This is a genomic window from Flagellimonas olearia, assembly GCF_009184425.1.
GTDB lineage: Bacteria > Bacteroidota > Bacteroidia > Flavobacteriales > Flavobacteriaceae > Flagellimonas > Flagellimonas olearia.
On sequence record NZ_WELG01000002.1, the window covers coordinates 573,401 to 593,218 of the forward strand.

A 19,818-nucleotide genomic window follows, 5' to 3' on the forward strand; every position below is an offset into this window, starting at 1 on the left:
ATCATCATCAAAACCAAACGTCATGTTTAAGAACAACATAAAAATTGCCTGGAGGAATCTAAAAAAGCAACCCTTTTTCACGTTTCTCAACACTTTTGGCCTTGCTATTGGAATGGCCGGTGCTCTGCTTATCTGTCTCTTCATCCATGACGAATTGAGCTATGACAAAATGTTCGCGGATGCCGAACGCATCTACCGGATTGACACGGACATTAAATTCGGTGGAGCCGAAATCAAAGCTTCTGAAGCTGCAGCTCCCATGGCCGAAGTCATACTCAGGGATTTTCCACAGGTGGAATCTGTCATGCGGTTTCGGGACCGGGGCAGCCTGCTCTTGAGAAAAAGTGGAACCTCCGCAAACACCAAAGAGCCCAGAGTTGCTTTTGCCGATTCTACCTTCTTTGACTTCTTTGGGATAACCCTCTTGGTGGGCGATTCCAAAACAGCCCTGGCCCAACCCAATACTTTGATCCTGACAAAAACTGCCGCTGAAAAGCATTTTGGGATCAAAGACGCTTTGGGGCAAAGTCTATTGCTGAACAATACGGATACTTATACCGTTACGGGAATCATTGATGACCTTCCAAAAAATTCGTTCTTGAGGGACCATTCCGTTTTTATGGCCATGAGCGGTTTTGCGGATTCCCGGTCACCCGATTGGGGCAGTCACAATTACTATACGTTCGTCAAACTCATTCCCTCGGCGAACGTGGCAGACTTCCAAGTTCCATTGAATACGCTCTTCGACAACTATTTACTGCCTTGGGCGCAGAATTATTTTCCAGGCATCACCAAGGAATCCTTCCTTGCTTCGGGGAACTTCGTCAACTATCATACCATGCCCTTGACGGACATTCACCTCCATTCAAATAGGCAATCCGAAATGAGCTCCAACAGTACCATGCAAAATGTGTACATCCTTTCGTTTATAAGCTTGTTTTTGATTGTTCTTGCCTGTGTGAACTTCATGAACCTCTCCACGGCTTATTCCTTGAAAAGGGCCAAAGAAGTGGGGATAAGAAGAACCTTGGGGTCCAATAAAATAGACTTGGTACGCCAGTTCTTGATCGAATCAGGGCTTATCTCATTCATTTCACTCTTGGTAGCGCTGGTCATTGCCTCAGTAGTACTTCCCTTTTTCAATGAACTTGCCGGAAAGTCGATTGCCATACCCTATACAAATCCAATATTTTGGGGAATTCTGCTATTGGCCACTATTATCTTGGGGATATTCTCCGGTAGCTATCCTGCCTTTTTCATGTCGCGGTTTATGCCCGTGAAAACCCTTAAGGGAGGTGGACAAAGTGATGTGGGAGGTGGCAACGTACGCAATGCATTGGTGGTGTTCCAGTTTGCCATTTCGGTATTTTTGATTGTCAGTACGATTGTTGTTTTTCAACAGCTGACATTCATTCAAAACAAAGACTTGGGCTTTACCAAAGATCAAGTGGTTCTGATAGACGATGTTTTTTCCGCCGGATCCCAGGTAGAAGCCCTTAAAGAAGAAGTTCTCAAACTAAGTCAGACCAAAAATGCCACCCTAAGCTCTTATTTCCCCACACCTTCATCCCGTTCCAACGGATCCTTTGTCAAAGAAGGGGCTTTGAGCCAAGAAAATGCCGTTCAAATGCAAACATGGGCCGTTGATGAAGATTACATAAATACGATGGATATGGAGCTCATTGCCGGACGCAATTTCAGTAACGAATTTGGGGCCGACTCCACGGGGATGATCATCAATGAAGCAGCCCTAAAAATTCTTGGTCTTAGCGCGGAAGAAGCATTGGGCCTTAAAATGACCGATGACCTAGCCGTTGAAGAACTCAGGTTCAGCACCATTATCGGGGTGGTCAAAAACTTCCATTACGAGTCCTTGCGGGAAAATATTGGGGCATTGGGTCTCTTTTTGGACAGACAACCGTCGGGTATGTTGGCAGTACGATTGAATGCTGGTGACTTTTCATCGGCCATTGCCAAAATAGAAGGAATTTGGAACAGGTTTGCTCCAGGGCAGCCTTTCAACTATCGATTTATGGACGATTCCTTCAACACCACCTATGATGCAGAACAACGTTTGGGCAAAATATTCATGGTCTTCACGGTACTGTCCATTTTGATTGCTTGCTTGGGCTTGTTCGGGCTTGCCGCCTTCAACGCACAAAAGCGAACCAAGGAAATCGGTATCCGAAAAGTGTTGGGGGCCAGTGTACAACAGATTACCTACCGATTGACCACCGACTTCCTAAAAATGGTCGGGATCTCCATCCTTATCTCCTTGCCCATTGGCTGGTTTGCCATGGACAAGTGGTTGGAAGATTTTTCCTATCGGATAGAGATAGGATGGTGGGTGTTTGCCTTGGCGGCCCTTTTGGCCATTGGCGTGGCGGTGCTTACAGTGGGCTATCAGAGCATAAAAGCGGCCATTGTGAATCCCATAAAAAGCCTAAGAACAGAATAATCATCATCAAAAAACGAAAAGCCATGTTCAAAAACTATATAAAGATTGCCTGGCGCAACATCAAAAAGGACAAACTGTTTACAGCCATTAAAATCGGTGGTTTTGCCGTAGGCATTGCCGCTTGTCTTTTGATAGCCCTTTTTATAAAAAATGAACTGGGCTACGATACCCATTACAAGAACAAAGATCGCCTCTACCGCGTGGTCATGCAAGGTATGATGAATGGCGAACAGCTTAAAAGCGTTCATTTTCAACTTCCTTTTGCCGAAACATTGGCATCTACTTTTCCGGAAATCCAAAAAGCGGGAAAGATAAACACCAGTGAACTTTTTGGTGCGGGAAGAAGGGCGTTGCGAGCGGAAGGAACCACCCAAAACAACTTTGAAGAAGGGTTTATATATGCGGACCAGCCCGTTTTTGACCTATTGGAATTGGAACTGGAACAGGGCAATCCTCAAAATCTATTGGTTAATCCCGGTAGCATTGTATTGACGGCCTCCAAGGCGGCCAAATATTTCCCTGATGGCAATGCCGTGGGCAAAACGGTTTTTCTTGACGACAATTCCAGTAGACCCTACACGGTGACAGGAATCATCAAGGAAGATCTTTCGAAAAAATCGCATATGGACTTTGATTTCCTCTTGGCGATTGAGGACACCAATATGAGTTGGTCCAACAACAATTACTTTACCTATGTGTTGCTGGATGACAATGTTGATGTTTCCTCTTTGGAAAAGAAAATGCACTCCATTCTAGATAATTTTGTCATTCCCGCCTATCGCGAAAGAATGCGGGGAGAGAACTTCATGGAAGTCTTACAAACCCTGGAGTACAAACTACAACCCATTGGGGACATTCACCTAAAATCGGATTTAAAGATGGGTGATGGGCTAAAACATGGCGACATTCGCTTTGTTTGGTTGTTTGCTGCCATTGCGGGGTTTGTTTTATTGCTGGCAGTAATAAATTTCATCAATTTGTCTACCGCCAAGTCTGCCAATAGGGCCAAAGAGGTGGGGTTGAAAAAGACGGTAGGAGCCTTTCGGAGCGATTTAGTGAGCCAGTTTTTAACCGAGTCCATCATCTTTAGCATCATCTCCTTTGTTATTGGGGTCTTATTGGCTTGGGGGCTGCTCCCTACCTTTAACTCCATTGCCGCCAAAAACATTGGAATGCCATGGGGAACATGGTGGTTCCTACCCATAATAGGGGTGGCCGCCTTGATCATAGGGATCATTGCTGGGCTATATCCTGCCTTTTACCTATCCGCCTTTAAACCGGTGAACGTGCTAAAGGGTTCCCTGAGTACGGGAAGCAAAAGCGGAAAACTCCGCAGTGGATTGGTTGTTTTTCAGTTTACCACTTCGGTAGTCTTGATTATTGGCACCTTGATCATTTATAAGCAAATGAACTTCATTTTGGACAAGAAACTGGGGTTCAACAAGGAACAGGTTTTGGTCATCAAGGGAACCAACTTATTAAAAAACAATACTGAGTCCTTTAAGGAAAGGCTTCTTGAATCATCCAATGTAAAATCGGTGACCATAAGTGATTACCTTCCCATAGAGGGCACAAAACGAAATGGGAACACTTTTGGTTTGATTGGTAATGAAGGGCAGGAAATTTCCGTTCCCGCACAAGTATGGCGGGTAGACCATGATTATATACAAACCCTGGGGCTACAGGTTAAAAATGGAAGGGGATTTTCCGAGGAATTTGCCAGCGATTCGTCTGCCATAGTCATTAACTCATCCATGGCGAAGGAATTGGGCTTTGATAATCCCATAGGCAAACGGATCAATAATGGTGAAGATTGGACCATAATCGGTGTCCTTGAGGATTTCCATTATAAAAATCTCAAAGAAGAAATTGCCCCAGTCTCATTGGTCATTGGCAATAGTCCAAGTATGGTCGCGGTAAAATTGAACAAGGGGGAAACCACTAGGGCAATCCATGCCATTGAAGCCATATGGCAGGACTATGTACCCCAACAAGCATTTGAGTATACCTTTTTAGATCAGGAGTTTGCGCAAATGCATGACGATGTCCAGCGCATGGGAAAAATATTCAACAGCTTTGCCCTATTTGCCATTCTTGTGGCCTGTTTGGGCCTCTTTGCCCTTTCCGCATTTTTGGTGGAACAACGTAAAAAGGAAATCAGCATCCGCATGGTTCTTGGAGCCCCTTTCAAAAGTATATATCAATTGCTCACTTTTGATTTTGTAAAGTTGATTTTGATATCGATACTCATTGCAACCCCTATTGGCTGGTATTTGATGAGCCGTTGGCTGGAAGATTTTGCGTATAGGATCAATATTTCTTGGTGGGTCTTTTTACTGTCCGGTCTTTTGGCCTTGGCGGTTGCATTTTTAACGGTCAGCTACCAAGCCATAAAAGCAGGTTTGGTCAACCCGGCAAAAAGTTTGAGGGCCGAATAAATCACATCAAAAAACAAAACCATCATGTTAAAGAACTATTTAAAAATTGCCTGGAGAAACCTGACCAAGCACAAAGCGTACACCATCATAAACGTGGGCGGATTGGCCTTGGGCATGGCGGTTGCCCTAATTATTGGCTTGTGGATGCAGGATGAGCTCACCCACAACGATTATTTCACCAATAAAGATACTATCGCCCAGATATTCCAATCGCAAACCTTTAATGGTGAAACCGGTACAGGTCCTGCCATTCCCCGTCCTTTGGAAAAAGCGTTCCGCGATGGATATATGGACAATTTCAAGCGCTTGGTAATGGCCTCGTGGAACAATTCCCAATATTTAAAATATAAGGAAACCAGTATTTCAAGAACCGGAAACTTTATGCAACAGGAGGCTCCTGAAATGCTTGACCTAAATATTATAAAGGGAGAAAAGGACGGCTTAAGGGAAATCAATTCCATTATGATTTCCGTTTCTACGGCCAATGCCCTTTTTGGCAATGAGGAACCCATTGGGAAGGTCATCAAGGTCAACAGTCAGTATGATATGATGGTCACCGCAGTCTATGAGGACATTCCTTTTAATGCCTCCTTTAATGATATGCATTATCTCATGCCCTGGGACAAATATATCACCACAGCGGAATGGCTTCAGAAATCCGAGGACCAATGGGGGAACAATTCTTTCCAAATGTTTGTTCAAATTGCAGACAACACCACCATGGAAGGGGTTACATCGGCCATAAAGGATGTAAAAAAAGATTTGAACGAAGATACCGTTGAATTTAATCCCCAGCTTATGTTGCTGCCCATGAAGGATTGGCACCTTCGCAATTTTTTTGAAAATGGAAAGCAGGTGGGTGGCCGCATAAAATACGTTTGGTTGTTTGGCATCATTGGGGTCTTTGTACTGCTTTTGGCCTGTATCAACTTTATGAACCTCAGCACGGCCCGTTCCGAAAAAAGGGCCAAGGAAGTAGGGATACGAAAGTCCATTGGCTCTCAGCGTGGGCAATTGATCAACCAATTTTTGGGAGAATCCTTTTTGGTGGTCCTATTGGCCTTTATCATTGCTGTTCTTATTGTGGCCATATCCTTAAATGGATTCAATGAGTTGGCCAGAAAGGAAATGGATTTTCCGTGGACACTTCCCGGTTTTTGGGCGGCCTCCCTTCTATTTATTCTGGCTACAGCCCTATTGGCCGGCAGTTATCCTGCTCTATACCTTTCCTCCTTCAGGCCCATTGATGTACTAAAGGGCACCTTCAAGGCAGGGAAGCATTCCGGATTGCCCAGAAAAATCCTGGTCGTACTACAGTTTACCGTTTCGGTGGCATTTATCATCGGAACTGTCATCGTAATGCAACAAATTAACCACGCTAAAAACCGACCTATTGGGTACGATCGTGAAGGTTTGGTGCAGGTTCCGGTCATGAGTCAGGATTTTGCCGGAAAATACGAGTTGATGCGAGATGAGTTCATCGGCTCCGGGGCGGTTGTGGAAATGTCATCCTCCAGTAGCCCAACCACCAACATTTGGTCCAATCGAAGTGGGTGGACCTGGGAAGGCAAACCTGAAGGGTTCCAAGAAGATTTGGCCTATACCGAGGTTTCCCCCGAGTACGCCAAATCGCTCAATTTAAAAATTGTGGAGGGCAGGGATTTTTCAAGGGAGTTTCCTTCGGATTCCAATGCTGTTCTGCTCAACGAAACTGCCGTAAAATATATGGGGCTTAAAGACCCTGTTGGCAAACTTTTAAAGGATAAGGACACTGAAAATCCGAGTGAGTCTTTGAAGGTTATTGGCGTGGTTCAGGATATGATCGCACAATCCCCATATGAGCCTGTAAAACAAGGGATGTACACCTTTGATAAATACGGCAATGCTTCCTTTTACAACCTACGGTTGAATCCCAAACAAAGTGCCGGACAAAATTTGGCCATAATTGAACGGGTCTTCAAGGAGCACTTTCCCAATATCCCGTTCCAGTACGACTTTGTGGATGAGGAATACGGTGAGAAATTTGCCGCTGAGGAGCGTATTGGTCGTCTTTCGGGAATCTTTACTGCCTTGGCCATTCTGATCAGTTGTTTGGGCCTTTTTGGGTTGACCTCCTTTGTAGCGGAACAGCGCACCAAGGAAATTGGAGTGCGCAAGGTGTTGGGGGCTACCGTCTTCAACGTGTGGAACATGTTGTCCAAAGATTTTTTAAAGCTGGTCATCATTTCCTGTTTTATAGCTGTGCCCATCGCTTATTACGTTATGAATGGATGGTTACAGGAATATCCGTATCGCGTGATTTTGAAATGGTGGATTTTTGCACTGGCCATGCTCGGGGCCCTATTCGTGACCGTGGTCACCGTAAGCTTCCAGGCCATTAGGGCTGCAAAGGCCAATCCCGTGAAAAGTTTACGGACGGAGTAATTCATCATTAATAGAGGAAAGCCATGTTCAAAAACTATATTAAAATAGCCTGGAGAAATCTTCTCAAAAACAAAGTCTTCACAACAGCCAATTTGATTGGATTGTCCACTGCTTTTGCAATAGCAATTCTTTTGGGCATGACAGCCATGTTTGAGTTATCCTTTGACCAATTCCACAAAAAAAAGGACTCGGTCTATCAACTATATCTGTCCAATCAAACCCCAAAAGGAACAACCATAAGTGTGGTAAATCCTATTCCTTTGGCCCCGGCATTAAAGGAGGAAGTGCCCGGAATAAAGCATATTTCCCGCTCCCTTAGCCAAGATGCTTTGGCCACGTACCAAAACAAAGACTTTGATTTGGATGCCGAATATGTGGACAATGATTTTTTTGCTCTTTTCAGTTACCCTGTGGTCACGGGCAATACCCAAGAACCTATTCCTAACAAAAATTCCATCGCACTGACTGAAAGTGCTGCCAAAAGGATATTTGGAGATGCGAATGCCGTTGGAGAAACTATCCTGTTACAACAAGGCAGGGAGCAACTTCCTTACACGGTTGCCTCAATACTGAAGGACACTCCCGTGAACAGTAGTGTGGACTTTGATATTGTAATTCCATTTGAAAACCACACGGAGTATCTTCCAAACCTCGACACATGGGACTCTTACAACCATTTGGTTTACTTAGAGTTGGAAGAAGGTGTTTCCCTATCCAGGTTTGAAGAAAATACCCGCTCCTTCGCCAACCTACACTATGAAAATCAGATACAAAATATGATTCGCGATGGAGCATTGCCCGATACCAACGGACAATACAAACAATTTAATCTCCTTCCCTATTCCGACATTGCCTTTGTCTCCTATGCAACCGGTATTGCCATAGTCAACCGTACCTTCCCCTATTTAATTATGGGGATTGCCTTGCTCATCATTTTCATCGCCTGTGCCAATTTTATCAACATGAACATTGCTTTGGGAGAAAAACGGCTCAAGGAAATAGGCATGCGAAAAACCCTTGGAGCAGTTAAGCGCCAACTTTTTGGACAATTTTGGTTGGAGAGTATCTTGATTTTTGTGGTCTCCATTGTATTGGGACTAGTAGTCGCTCATTTGCTGTTGGATCCTTTCAAGTCTCTTTTTAACACACAGGCAACCCTTTCCAATCTATCCAAGCCGGCTATATTGGTAGGTCTTTTTCTTTCTCTATTGTTCATTACACTCATTGCCGGCGGATATCCGGCTCTTATATTGAGCAAGCTCAACGCCATTAGGGCCCTTAAAGGGAAATGGGAAATGGGCAAGAACCGATTGCGTAACGGTCTAATAGTGCTTCAATTTGTCATTGCCATTGTTCTCATAAGCGGCACCATAGTTCTTCATGGACAAATCCAGTATATGAGAAACAAGGACTTGGGCTATAACAAGGAGCAGGTGATTTCCATTCCACTTAATGGCAAAACGGATAGCTATCGAGTGTTAAAACTCCTACGGGAAGAACTTAAAAACAACCCAAACATCCTTAGTGTAACCGGTGCCGATAATAATTTGGGGCGGGGAAGGGACGGTAGTTCGTCCACCAGTAAATGGCGATTTGATTATAAAGAACGTAGTATAGGTACCAATGTGCTCACTGTTGACCACGATTATTTAAAAACCTTGGATATTCCCTTGGTTTCGGGTAGGTCTTTTAGCAAAGAATACGGCGCAGACAGTCTCAGTATAGTGATCAATGAGGCCATGGCAAAGGAATTGAACGAGAAAGACCCCCTATCGGTCAAAATCCAGGAAGACGAAGGCCCTTATACCGTCATTGGAGTATTGAAAGATTATCATTTTCAGAACATAAATAGGGAAATTGAACCCTTGACCCTTTTCATGAACCAAGAATCGGAGCTCTACTATGCCTACGTAAAAGTGAGTCCGACCGCGATCGCCGGATCTTATGATGCCATAAAGGCCGCTTGGGAGAAAGTAGAGCCCCAAGCCGAGTTTTTGGGGTCTTTTTTAGATGAAAATGTTGACCGTACATTTCGGAGGGAAAAGACCATGGCCACCATTATCACAAGCGGTAGCGTCCTAGGAATTCTCTTGAGCTGTATTGGGCTTTTTGCCATGTCCATGTTAGTAGTAACCCAGCGTACCAAGGAAATTGGTGTTAGGAAAGTAATCGGGGCAAGCGTGTCGTCCATTACCTTATTATTGACCAAAGATTTCCTGAAATTGGTTGGCTTTGCCTTTATCATAGCCGTACCCTTGGCTTGGTACTTTTTGAACAATTGGTTGGAGTCTTATCCCTTTCGTATCACCTTGAATCCTCTGTATTTCGTAATGGCCGGTTTTTTGGCAATGCTGATTGCTTTCTTGACCGTGGGGGCAAGAACCGTAAGGGCAGCATCGGCCAACCCAGTAAAAAGTTTACGGACAGAATAATGCTTTTAAATTGGAAATAATGTCTCATGTTTAAGCATCATCTAAAAATATCGTTTCGCAACCTTTTAAAGAATAAGGGATATACCGCAATCAATAGCATTGGATTGACCTTGGGTATTTGGTGCTGCCTCATGATTTCTCTTTTTATAAAAGATGAAATTGGGTGGGACAATTTCCATGAAGGTAGCGGTCAGCTTTCCCAAGTAATGGCCAATGTAGCAGCACAAAATGGTGATATTGATACATGGGATGGTATTGGGTATCCTGTTGGAGAAGCATTATTGGAAAACATTCCTGAAATTAAGGCCCTGACCCGCACGGCCGGACCAAGATCTTCCGCTTTTGGAACTACCGAAAACCTCATGGACGTTAAAGTCATGGGAGCGGATCCTAACTTTTTCACCCTGCTTTCCTTTCCGCTTGACAATGGCGCCACCCTAAGTTGTTTGGAAAACCCAAAAAGTGTGGTGATTTCACAAGATTTGGCCTCATCCTACTTTGGCAAAGCAAATCCCGTGGGAAAATCCATTTCCATTACGTTGGATGAAAATGCGCAGGAATATTTAGTAACAGGTGTGTTCCAAAAGATTCCACGAAAATCCACCTTACAGTTTGATGCCGTGGTGCCCTTGGACAATTTCTTGCCCATGAACAACACCAGTTGGGGTAATGGATGGACAAAGACCTATGCCTTATATGATGACAGCCTTACCTTGGGCCAAATCAATGATAAAATCAAGGAAACCCCAAAAAATTGGGGTAACTCCGATTGGTTCACACTTTTTCTCCAACCCATACAAGACCGCTATCTATACGGAAAATTTGAAAATGGAAAAGTAGCGGGAGGACGCATAGACAACATATACTTGTTTCTGATTATAGCCATTGTCACCTTGGTCATTGCCTGTTTTAATTTCATTAATCTAGCCACTGCCCGCGCAGTACGGCGTACTAAAGAGGTGGGGATAAAAAAAGTCATCGGCGCGGGAAAAACTTCTTTGATGTTCCAATTTTTCATGGAATCATGGATACTTGTAACTATTTCCTCTCTATTGGCATTGGTCCTCGCCCAATTGTCAATTCCTGTATTTAATTCCATTACATCCAAAGCGCTTTCCCATATCCTCAATGAACCTTTTGTATACATAGCACTCCTATGTATCATTTTCATCACCGTTCTTTTATCTGGCATATATCCCGCATACTTTTTATCCCATTTTAAAGCGGTAACGGCGCTCAAAGGCGTTTTGAAAGAAGACCTGGGTCAGAAAAAAATAAGGGCCGGACTAGTGGCTTTTCAGTTTTGTCTCTCCATTGTCATGGTTGCCGGGACTATGATTGTCTACTTCCAAATGCAATACATCCACAACAAAAATCTAGGGTTAAATCGTGAAAACATTATCTATACTCCAATGGATATGGGGACCTACAAACATGCAGAATCCATAATGGACGAGCTAGAGCAGTTTTCCGACCTTAAAGCCATAAGCAGGGCCAGCGGAGATTTTGTCCATATGGAAGGAGGCTCATCCGATCCTATTTGGGAAGGACAAAACCACGAGGATGAAAAATTGTGGTTTACCATTCTCAATGTGGATTTTGGCCTGTTGGAAATGCTCGATGTTCAACTCAATCAAGGACGGTTCTTTTCCCCGGAAATGGCCACTGACACCCTTAACTATATTGTGAATGAAGAAGCCGTCAAGGCCATGGGAATGGAAAATCCCATTGGCAAAAAAATCAGTTTTTGGGGAGATGAGGGTGGACAAATTGTGGGGGTGGTCAAAGACTTTCACTTCACCTCCCTGCATACTGCCATTAAGCCTTTGATCATTCGCTGCAGACCAAAGGAGTCTTATCTGTTCTATGCCAAAACCAATGTTGGAAAAACCAGTCAAGCCATTGCCCACTTAGAAACTGTCCATAAAAAATTCAGTGATTTACCTTTTTCCTATCATTTCTTGGATAACACTTTGGAGGAACGATATCAAAATGAGATGAAAATCCAAAATCTAAGCAGCATTTTTGCCCTTATTGCCATAGTTATCTCTTGTTTGGGGTTGTTTGGACTGGTAGTATTTACTATAAATCAGCATACCAAGGAAATCGCAATTCGAAAAGTTTTGGGAGCAAACATATCTACCTTACTGGGTTTTCTGTCCATGGATTTTTTAAAAATTGTTTTACTTTCTTTTTTGATTGCAGCTCCCATTTCGTGGTATTTTGCCCATAAATGGCTACAGGGTTTTGCCTTCCATATCACTACTGGTTGGTGGATATTTGCCTTTGCAGGATTGATAGTTCTATGCATAGCCATGACTACAGTTTGCTTATTGACCTTACGAGCCGCCGTGGCCAATCCAGTAAAAAGTTTACGAACAGAATAAACCCCATTAAAGATGTCAAGATGAATCCTATATTCCTAAAAATAGCCCTACGATACCTCCTAAAAAACAGGCTCTATTCCTTTATCAACATCCTAGGGTTAACGGTAGGCATTGCTTCCTTTGTTCTGATCATGCTGTACGTAAACTATGAACGCAGCTATGACACATTTAGCGGTTCGGAGCATGTGTATCGTGTGTATATGGATTATAAGACGGGAGATGTTTTTGCCCCAGGAGATGCCCAAGTCTATAATTTATCCGGCCCCACCATTAAGCAAGAATTTCCCGAAGTGCTTGAGCAGGTTCGCCTGTTTCATATGGGTGGCGTTACCTTGGTAAACAAAGAGACCGTATTGGGAGAAAATGTAGGTTCTTTGGCAGACCCATCCTATTTTGACATTTTTCCCTATCCCTTGATCAAGGGGGACAAAAACACCGCTTTGGTGGAGCCCTATTCCATTATATTGACAGAATCTCTTGCGCATAAACTGTTCGGGGATGAAAACCCTTTGGGAAAAACAGTGTCCACCTTTTGGGGAAACGACGTTCCAATGACCGTTACTGGGGTCATGAAAGACATCTCCCAGAACACTCATATGAAAAACAGTTTTCTGATTTCATTTGATACCCTTTGGACGTGGGAGATGTTCGAGGGACAACAAGAATTGAACTGGGCCAACAACAACTTTTTCACCTATTTGAAAGTTGCTGAAAATTCCAACATTGCTGCGCTCAGAAAAAAAATCCAAGAAAACGATGCCGATGGAAAAGTGGATGAAAGGCATGACATTGAAGCTTTGGAACGTATTCATTTACACTCCAACAAACCGTATGAGGCCGAAGCCAACGGGAGTGCAAACCGAGTCAACTTTTTATCTGCCATAGCCTTGATCGTATTGTTGCTCTCATGGCTCAACTATGTAAATCTCGCCACGGCAAAATCTTTGGAAAGAGCCAAGGAAATTGGAATCCGTAAGGTGGCTGGTGCACAAAGGCTCCATTTGGTTTGGCAAATCTTTTCAGAATCAATCTTAATCAATGGCTTGGCCTTGATCATAGCCCTGACCCTCGTAGCCTTAACATTGCCTTGGTTCAATGGCTATATGGGACAAGAATTGATGGTTGCCCTACCCAACCTATATTCCCTTTGGCCGTTTTTTGCTTTCATCCTATTGGGAACTTTCATCTCAAACCTATATCCTGCATTTATCTTGAGCGGTTACCGTCCTGCAAAAACATTGAAAGGAAAAATTCAAGGATCCTCCCAAGGCTTACTGCTTCGGAAAGGATTGATAACCCTTCAGTTTTTGGCCACGATTGTACTTTTGATAGGGACCTTGGTCGTGGGCAAGCAGATTCGATTCCTAAAAAATCAACCCATAGGGGCACAGCTCAATGGTGTGGTCGCCCTAAGGGGCCAAATATTGGACCAACCCTCGGACTCTATAAAGAACAAGGATTTTCAGGTGCTGAAGAAGGAATTGGGCAACCTAAGTTTTGTGGATGCCGTTTCAACTGCACAAACCTATCCCGGGGGCGGCTATAACAACCTTCCTTCTTTTATGGGAATAACCAAACCGGATGGTTCTTTTGAGGAACAGACTGTGTATTATCAGTATCAAGTACAACCCGACTTTTTCAAAGTAATGGGCATATCATTTTTGGCCGGTGATGTGTTCCATGCCAATGCCTATGGTGGTGGGAACGACATTGTTGTCAATGAACAATTTGCAAGAAAGATGGGGTTCTCCAATGCTTCAGAAGCCTTGGAAAAAGAGGTGAAGTATTGGGGGCAGACCTGGAAGATCGTCGGGGTAATGGAAAACTATCACCACTTTGGGCTAAAAACCGTTATTCAACCAATGCTTATTCGGCCAGGCACTGCAACCAGTTCCCTTTTGGTAAAATTAGATGATTCGGCCTTAAACCCAACCCAATTGGAGTCGGCCATGGCATCTTTGCAAAGCAAATGGAAGTCTGTCTTCCCCGAGAGTACATTTGGCTATACTTTTTTGGACAAGAATTTTGAGGCCCAATACAACGATGATAAAAAATTTGGTGAGGCATTCGGCTTCTTTACCTTTCTTGCCATACTGATTGCCTTGATGGGATTGTTTGGGCTTACTTCCTATACCATTCTACAACGCAGAAAAGAAATTGGAATACGAAAGGTAAACGGCGCCACCGTGGGACAAATTCTTTCCTTGCTGAACCAAGATTTTATAAAGTGGATCGGACTTGCCTTCATCTTTGCCATTCCCATTTCCTGGTTCGCCATGAACAGATGGCTTGAAGGCTTTGCCTATAAGACCACCATAAGTTGGTGGATTTTTGCACTGACCGGATTTTTAACCCTTTTCCTTACATTGCTTACCGTGAGTTTTCAAAGTGTACGGGCGGCTTCGGCCAATCCTGTTGAAACCTTGCGGGAAGAATAAAAATATCAATCATGCTACTACAACTCAACAACATTTTTAAATGGGTCAACTCTGGAGGCCAGCGTATTTTTTTATTAAAGGACATCAATTTTGAAGTAAAGGAAGGTGAATTTATCTCCATTATGGGGCCTTCGGGTTCCGGAAAATCTACCTTGTTGAATGTCATCGGGATGTTGGACGGGTTTGACGAAGGGGAATATCAATTTTTGGATGAGCCAGTACACTCCATCAAAGAAAAACACCGGTCCAATCTGTACAAAGAGTACATTGGTTTTGTATTCCAATCTTACCACTTGTTGGATGAGCTTACGGTAAAGGAAAACCTGGAAATGCCCCTGCTCTACAAAAAATATAAAGGTGCAGAACGCAAGGCCATGGTAGCCGATATGTTGGATCGATTCAATATTGTGGGAAAAAAAGACCTTTTCCCTGCTCAACTCAGTGGTGGGCAACAGCAATTGGTGGGCATAGCGCGGGCCCTGATCTCCAATCCAAAACTGATTTTGGCCGATGAGCCCACAGGAAATCTCAACTCTAAACAAGGGGAGGAAATCATGGAACTTTTTAAACAATTGAATGACGAAGGCGTCACTATTATCCAAGTGACACACTCGGAGAAAAATGCGGCCTATGGTTCCCGAATCATCAATCTTTTGGATGGGCGGATGATTTGATTAAACCAACCATCCAGTTCAAAAAAGTATTCAAGAAACCAATATGATAGTGGTCATTGGTATTTGAGCCAGTACTTAAACTTTCTAAATCAAATCAGCCAGTTCCCGTCCCACCAAACTGCCTAAGGCAACACCCATTCCCCCAAGTCGCACTCCACAGTAAACAGAATTGGAAATTTGTTTTACAATGGGGGTTTTTTGGGTACCCACACCCATAATCCCGCTCCATCTTTGGTCAATTTCAAAGTCTTGATTGGGAAGGATTATCTCCTTGAGCAATTTTTCCAAGGCATTCTGAATGGTATGGGTTTCCCCAAATTCCATGGTCTCTTCGGTTTGAAAATCGAGGTTACGGCCACCCCCAAACAAAATCCGGTCGTCTATATTCCTAAAATAGTAATAACCTTCGTCCAAATGGAACGTTCCCTTTATTTTTAGGTTTTTGATGGGCTTTGTGATCAACACCTGTGCCCTTGCTGGCTTTACCGTTTCAGATTGTAACAGTTTAGAGGCAAAACCGTTCGTTGCCACAAACACCTTTTTGGAATCAAATCCAAAGCCTTCCGCATGGATGGTCACTTTACTTCCTGAATCTTCAATATCCTTGACTTCAACCCCATTTAAAATGGGAATCTGGTTCTCATGGCATTTTTGGAGCAGGGCATGCATCATTTTTCCGGTATCCAATTGCCCTTCAAATTGATGGGTAATATAGGTGTCACGAATCCCGGAAAACCCGAATTCATTCTTGGTTTTCACAAAAGGTGGGGCTCCAAAAACAGGAAGTAACAACAGATTTAAGTGCTCCATACTGTCCGAACAAGACGCAAACAATTCGGAATCATCCTTCAAAAAAAGTTCATGGCCTCCATGCTGTTCAAACCCGATGGCCTTGTCCCCCAAAAGCGTGCGCAGTACCTGAATACCGTTATATCGCTTTTGGACCAGCTGCACCACTTCTTCCTCGGTATGCGCCTTTACATCAGCCAAAATTTCAGAAACGCTCCCAAAACAGGCAAAACCAGCATTCTTGGTGCTGGCCCCTTGAGGGAGACTCCCCCTTTCCAAAACCAAAATCCTGCTGCTAGGATATTTTTCCCTTAATTGTAGTGCGCAGTTAAGCCCTACGATGCCACTACCAATTACGGTGAAATCCACATGGGACAACCAAGTCTTATATTCCCAATAGCTTAGCTCCATAAAACAAAAACCCCGATAAAAATCGGGGCTATATTTAGTCTTGATATTTGGAATCCATCTTGAAACCTTCCATGAATTTGGTGGTATAATTCCCTGCCAAATAATCTGGGTGATCCATCAACTGTCTGTGAAACGGAATTGTGGTTTTTACACCTTCGATCACAAATTCATCCAACGCCCTGCGCATTTTGTTGATAGCCTCTTCCCGAGTCTGGGCGGTAGTAATCAACTTGGCAATCATGGAATCATAGTTGGGTGGAATCATGTAACCACTGTACACATGGGTATCTAATCGGACCCCATGCCCGCCGGGCGTATGAAGGGTCGTGATTTTTCCTGGGGAAGGCCTAAAATCATTGTACGGATCTTCCGCATTGATCCGGCATTCAATGGAATGCAATTTTGGATAATAGTTCTTCCCTGAGATGGGTACACCTCCGGCAACCAAAATCTGCTCCCGGATCAAATCATAATCCACCACCTGTTCTGTGATGGGGTGCTCCACTTGGATACGGGTGTTCATCTCCATGAAGTAGAAGTTGCGGTGCTTGTCCACCAAAAACTCTACAGTTCCCGCTCCTTCATATTTAATATATTCAGCAGCTTTTACAGCGGCTTTACCCATATCTTCCCTGAGGGAGTCCGTCATAAAGGGTGATGGGGTCTCCTCGGTCAATTTTTGGTGTCTGCGTTGTACGGAGCAATCCCTTTCTGAAAGGTGACATGCCTTTCCATATTGATCCCCCACAACTTGAATCTCAATATGTCGTGGCTCCTCGATGAGCTTTTCCATGTACATTCCGCCATTGCCAAAAGCAGCTGTGGCTTCTTTCACGGCACTTTCGAAATTCTTTTCCATTTCGTCCTCGGACCAAATGGCGCGCATTCCCTTTCCACCACCACCGGCAGTGGCCTTGATCATAACGGGATAGCCCATTTTTTTGGCTTCCTTTCTGGCGTGGTCCACATCCTTGAGTAGTCCATCCGATCCCGGAACGGTGGGAACTCCTGCTTTTTTCATGGTTTCCTTGGCCGTAGCCTTGTCACCCATTTTTTCAATCTGTTCCCCGGAAGCACCAATAAACTTAATATCGTGCTCCGCACAGATCTTCGAGAACTTGGCATTTTCGGAAAGAAACCCATATCCTGGGTGAATGGCATCGGCATTGGTGATTTCCGCCGCAGCAATGATGTTCGGAATCTTTAAATAGGATTCGTGGCTGGGGGCCGGACCAATACAAACGGCTTCATCTGCAAAACGCACATGGAGACTTTCCTCGTCAGCCTTGGAGTATACAGCAACGGTCTTTATCCCCATTTCCTTGCAGGTACGAATAATTCGCAGTGCGATTTCGCCCCTATTTGCAATCAATATTTTTTTAAACATAGAACACAATCTTAAATTCTGAATTCTAAATCTTAAATGGTTTTAAACAACAGGAATCGCTGCTTAAAATTTATCATTTAAAATTCACTACGATGGGTCTACCAAGAACAATGGCTGATCAAATTCCACTGGAGAAGAGTCATCAACCAATACCTTGACGATTTTTCCGGAAACTTCGGATTCGATATCGTTGAACAATTTCATGGCTTCGATCACACAAAGCACATCTCCTTGGTTAATGGTACTACCCACCTCAACAAAAGCAGGTTTATCTGGAGAAGGCTTTCTGTAGAAAGTTCCTATAATGGGTGATTTAATGGTGATGTATTTGGAGTCATCGGATTTTGAAGCAGATTCCGCTGCAGGTGCCGCGGTTTCTTGAGCAGCTGGAGCCGCAGCCACAGGAGCGGCAGGTGCTTGGGCCATGGGAATTTGCTGTACAATGGTTGTCTCCGGGGTACTTGAGCTTGTGCTACCGGTTCGGATGGTGATCTTAATGTCTTCCATCTCCAACTTCACCTCGCTGGCACCCGATTTGGCCACAAACTTGATTAAACTTTGAATTTCCTTAATGTCCATGGAATATGATTTTGTTAGTTGTGTGCTGTTTAAGAATTATAGGCCCATTTTAAATAAATGGAGCCCCATGTAAAGCCTCCTCCAAAGGCGGCAAAAATTAAGTTGTCTCCTTTTTTCAGTTGTTTTTCATAATCGAACAACAACAAGGGCAAGGTGGCGGATGTTGTGTTTCCGTAACGGTCAATATTGATCATCACTTTTTCCGAATCCACTCCCATCCTGTTGGCCGTGGCGTCAATGATACGTTTATTGGCCTGATGGGGTACCAACCACTGTACATCCTCATGGGAAAGATTGTTCCGCTCCATGATCAGTGCGGACACCTCAGCCATGTTGGAAACCGCAAATTTAAAAACGGATTTCCCATCTTGGTATACATAATGTTGTTTGTTCTTCACCGTTTCTTCGGATGCTGGCAAGATAGAGCCTCCTGCATCAATTTTCAAGAACTGGCGTCCAACTCCATCCGATCGTAAATACTCGTCCTGTACCCCAAGTCCTTCCTCATTGGGTTCAAAGAGCACGGCTCCGGCACCATCACCAAAGATAATGCAGGTGGTACGATCGGTATAATCTAAGATCGAGGACATCTTATCGGCCCCGATCACCAAAACTTTCTTGTACTTTCCTGATTCAATATAACTGGCCGCAGTTGACATTCCATACAGAAAACTGGAGCATGCAGCCTGTAGGTCATAGGCAAAGGCATTGACCGCCCCAATTTCCGAAGCCACATATGCCGCGGTCGACGCAACGGGAAGATCGGGAGTGGCCGTGGCCACCAACACAAAATCTATCTCCGAAGGGTCTACATTCCCTTTTTTAATAAGGTCTTGGGCCGCCCTTATGGCCATGTACGAAGTTCCGGCATTCTCTTCCTTCAATATTCTCCGCTCTTTGATTCCGGTCCTTGAGGTTATCCATTCATCATTGGTATCTACCATGGTTTCCAACACTTTGTTGGATAGTACGAAATCGGGAACATATCCTCCCACAGCTGTGATGGCTGCTGTTGTTTTATTCATTTTAGCGTCTCTTTTTGTCAAAAACATTGAAATTTGACCCAGAAGAGGTGAAAATTAGTCATTTTATATGACTTTTTTATCAAAACGGGGCCGTTTTTGAAATTAACTTCAGTCCATAAAAAAACTCCCGCTAGTTTGGAACGGGAGTTGGTTTATTTTGAGGGATTTGCCATTAGGCAGCAGTTTCTTCCTCTGTTTTGTCGATCAATACTTGACCTCTGTAGTACAGTTTGCCTTCATGCCAGTGTGCTCTGTGGTACAAGTGCATTTCTCCTGTTACGGAATCCTTGGCAATTGTTGGGGCTACTGCTTTGTAATGGGTTCTTCTTTTGTCCCTTCTGGTCTTTGATGTCTTTCTTTTAGGATGTGCCATTAT

The 19,818-nt window shown here is 43.9% G+C and carries 12 protein-coding genes; 7 read left to right on the forward strand and 5 right to left on the reverse strand.

Translation table 11 applies throughout. From position 1 onward, the window contains the following. Nucleotides 1-22: 22 nt before the first annotated feature. The 7 genes from F8C76_RS12020 to F8C76_RS12050 are packed head-to-tail and all read left to right on the forward strand — an operon-like array spanning nt 23 to nt 15,251. Nucleotides 23-2,458, forward strand: a complete 2,436-nt coding sequence (locus F8C76_RS12020) for an ABC transporter permease (protein WP_152131925.1) — start codon at nt 23-25, stop codon at nt 2,456-2,458. 23 nt (nt 2,459-2,481) lie between these two features. Next, nucleotides 2,482-4,896, forward strand: coding sequence for an ABC transporter permease (locus F8C76_RS12025; protein ID WP_152131926.1), 2,415 nt, complete (start codon nt 2,482-2,484; stop codon nt 4,894-4,896). Nucleotides 4,897-4,920: 24 nt separating this feature from the next. Next, nucleotides 4,921-7,320 (forward strand): ABC transporter permease, encoded by a 2,400-nt coding sequence (locus tag F8C76_RS12030; RefSeq protein ID WP_152131927.1) that lies wholly within the window; start codon nt 4,921-4,923, stop codon nt 7,318-7,320. A gap of 23 nt (nt 7,321-7,343) precedes the next feature. Further along, the gene (locus F8C76_RS12035) at nt 7,344-9,752 is read left to right on the forward strand and encodes an ABC transporter permease (protein WP_152131928.1); all 2,409 of its coding nucleotides are present in this window, start codon (nt 7,344-7,346) and stop codon (nt 9,750-9,752) included. Nucleotides 9,753-9,778: 26 nt separating this feature from the next. Further along, nucleotides 9,779-12,139, forward strand: coding sequence for an ABC transporter permease (locus F8C76_RS12040; protein ID WP_152131929.1), 2,361 nt, complete (start codon nt 9,779-9,781; stop codon nt 12,137-12,139). Nucleotides 12,140-12,159: 20 nt separating this feature from the next. Next, complete coding sequence (locus F8C76_RS12045) at nt 12,160-14,577, forward strand: ABC transporter permease (protein WP_152131930.1); 2,418 nt, start codon at nt 12,160-12,162, stop codon at nt 14,575-14,577. A gap of 11 nt (nt 14,578-14,588) precedes the next feature. Continuing rightward, nucleotides 14,589-15,251, forward strand: a complete 663-nt coding sequence (locus tag F8C76_RS12050; RefSeq protein ID WP_129653821.1) for an ABC transporter ATP-binding protein — start codon at nt 14,589-14,591, stop codon at nt 15,249-15,251. Nucleotides 15,252-15,335: 84 nt separating this feature from the next. Here the strand turns inward: F8C76_RS12050 and F8C76_RS12055 are convergent, their stop codons facing one another. The 5 genes from F8C76_RS12055 to rpmF all read right to left on the reverse strand — a co-directional run bounded on the left by F8C76_RS12055 (nt 15,336) and on the right by rpmF (nt 19,815). Beyond that, entirely contained in the window at nt 15,336-16,451 is a 1,116-nt protein-coding gene (locus F8C76_RS12055; protein ID WP_152131931.1) for an NAD(P)/FAD-dependent oxidoreductase, read from the reverse strand. Nucleotides 16,452-16,485: 34 nt separating this feature from the next. Then, complete coding sequence (gene accC, locus F8C76_RS12060; RefSeq protein WP_129653823.1) at nt 16,486-17,838, reverse strand: acetyl-CoA carboxylase biotin carboxylase subunit; 1,353 nt, start codon at nt 17,836-17,838, stop codon at nt 16,486-16,488. Nucleotides 17,839-17,925: 87 nt separating this feature from the next. Further along, complete coding sequence (gene accB, locus F8C76_RS12065; RefSeq protein ID WP_152131932.1) at nt 17,926-18,417, reverse strand: acetyl-CoA carboxylase biotin carboxyl carrier protein; 492 nt, start codon at nt 18,415-18,417, stop codon at nt 17,926-17,928. Nucleotides 18,418-18,446: 29 nt separating this feature from the next. After that, nucleotides 18,447-19,442, reverse strand: a complete 996-nt coding sequence (locus F8C76_RS12070) for a beta-ketoacyl-ACP synthase III (protein ID WP_152131933.1) — start codon at nt 19,440-19,442, stop codon at nt 18,447-18,449. 172 nt (nt 19,443-19,614) lie between these two features. After that, complete coding sequence (gene rpmF / locus F8C76_RS12075; protein WP_072876398.1) at nt 19,615-19,815, reverse strand: 50S ribosomal protein L32; 201 nt, start codon at nt 19,813-19,815, stop codon at nt 19,615-19,617. Nucleotides 19,816-19,818 lie beyond the last annotated feature (3 nt).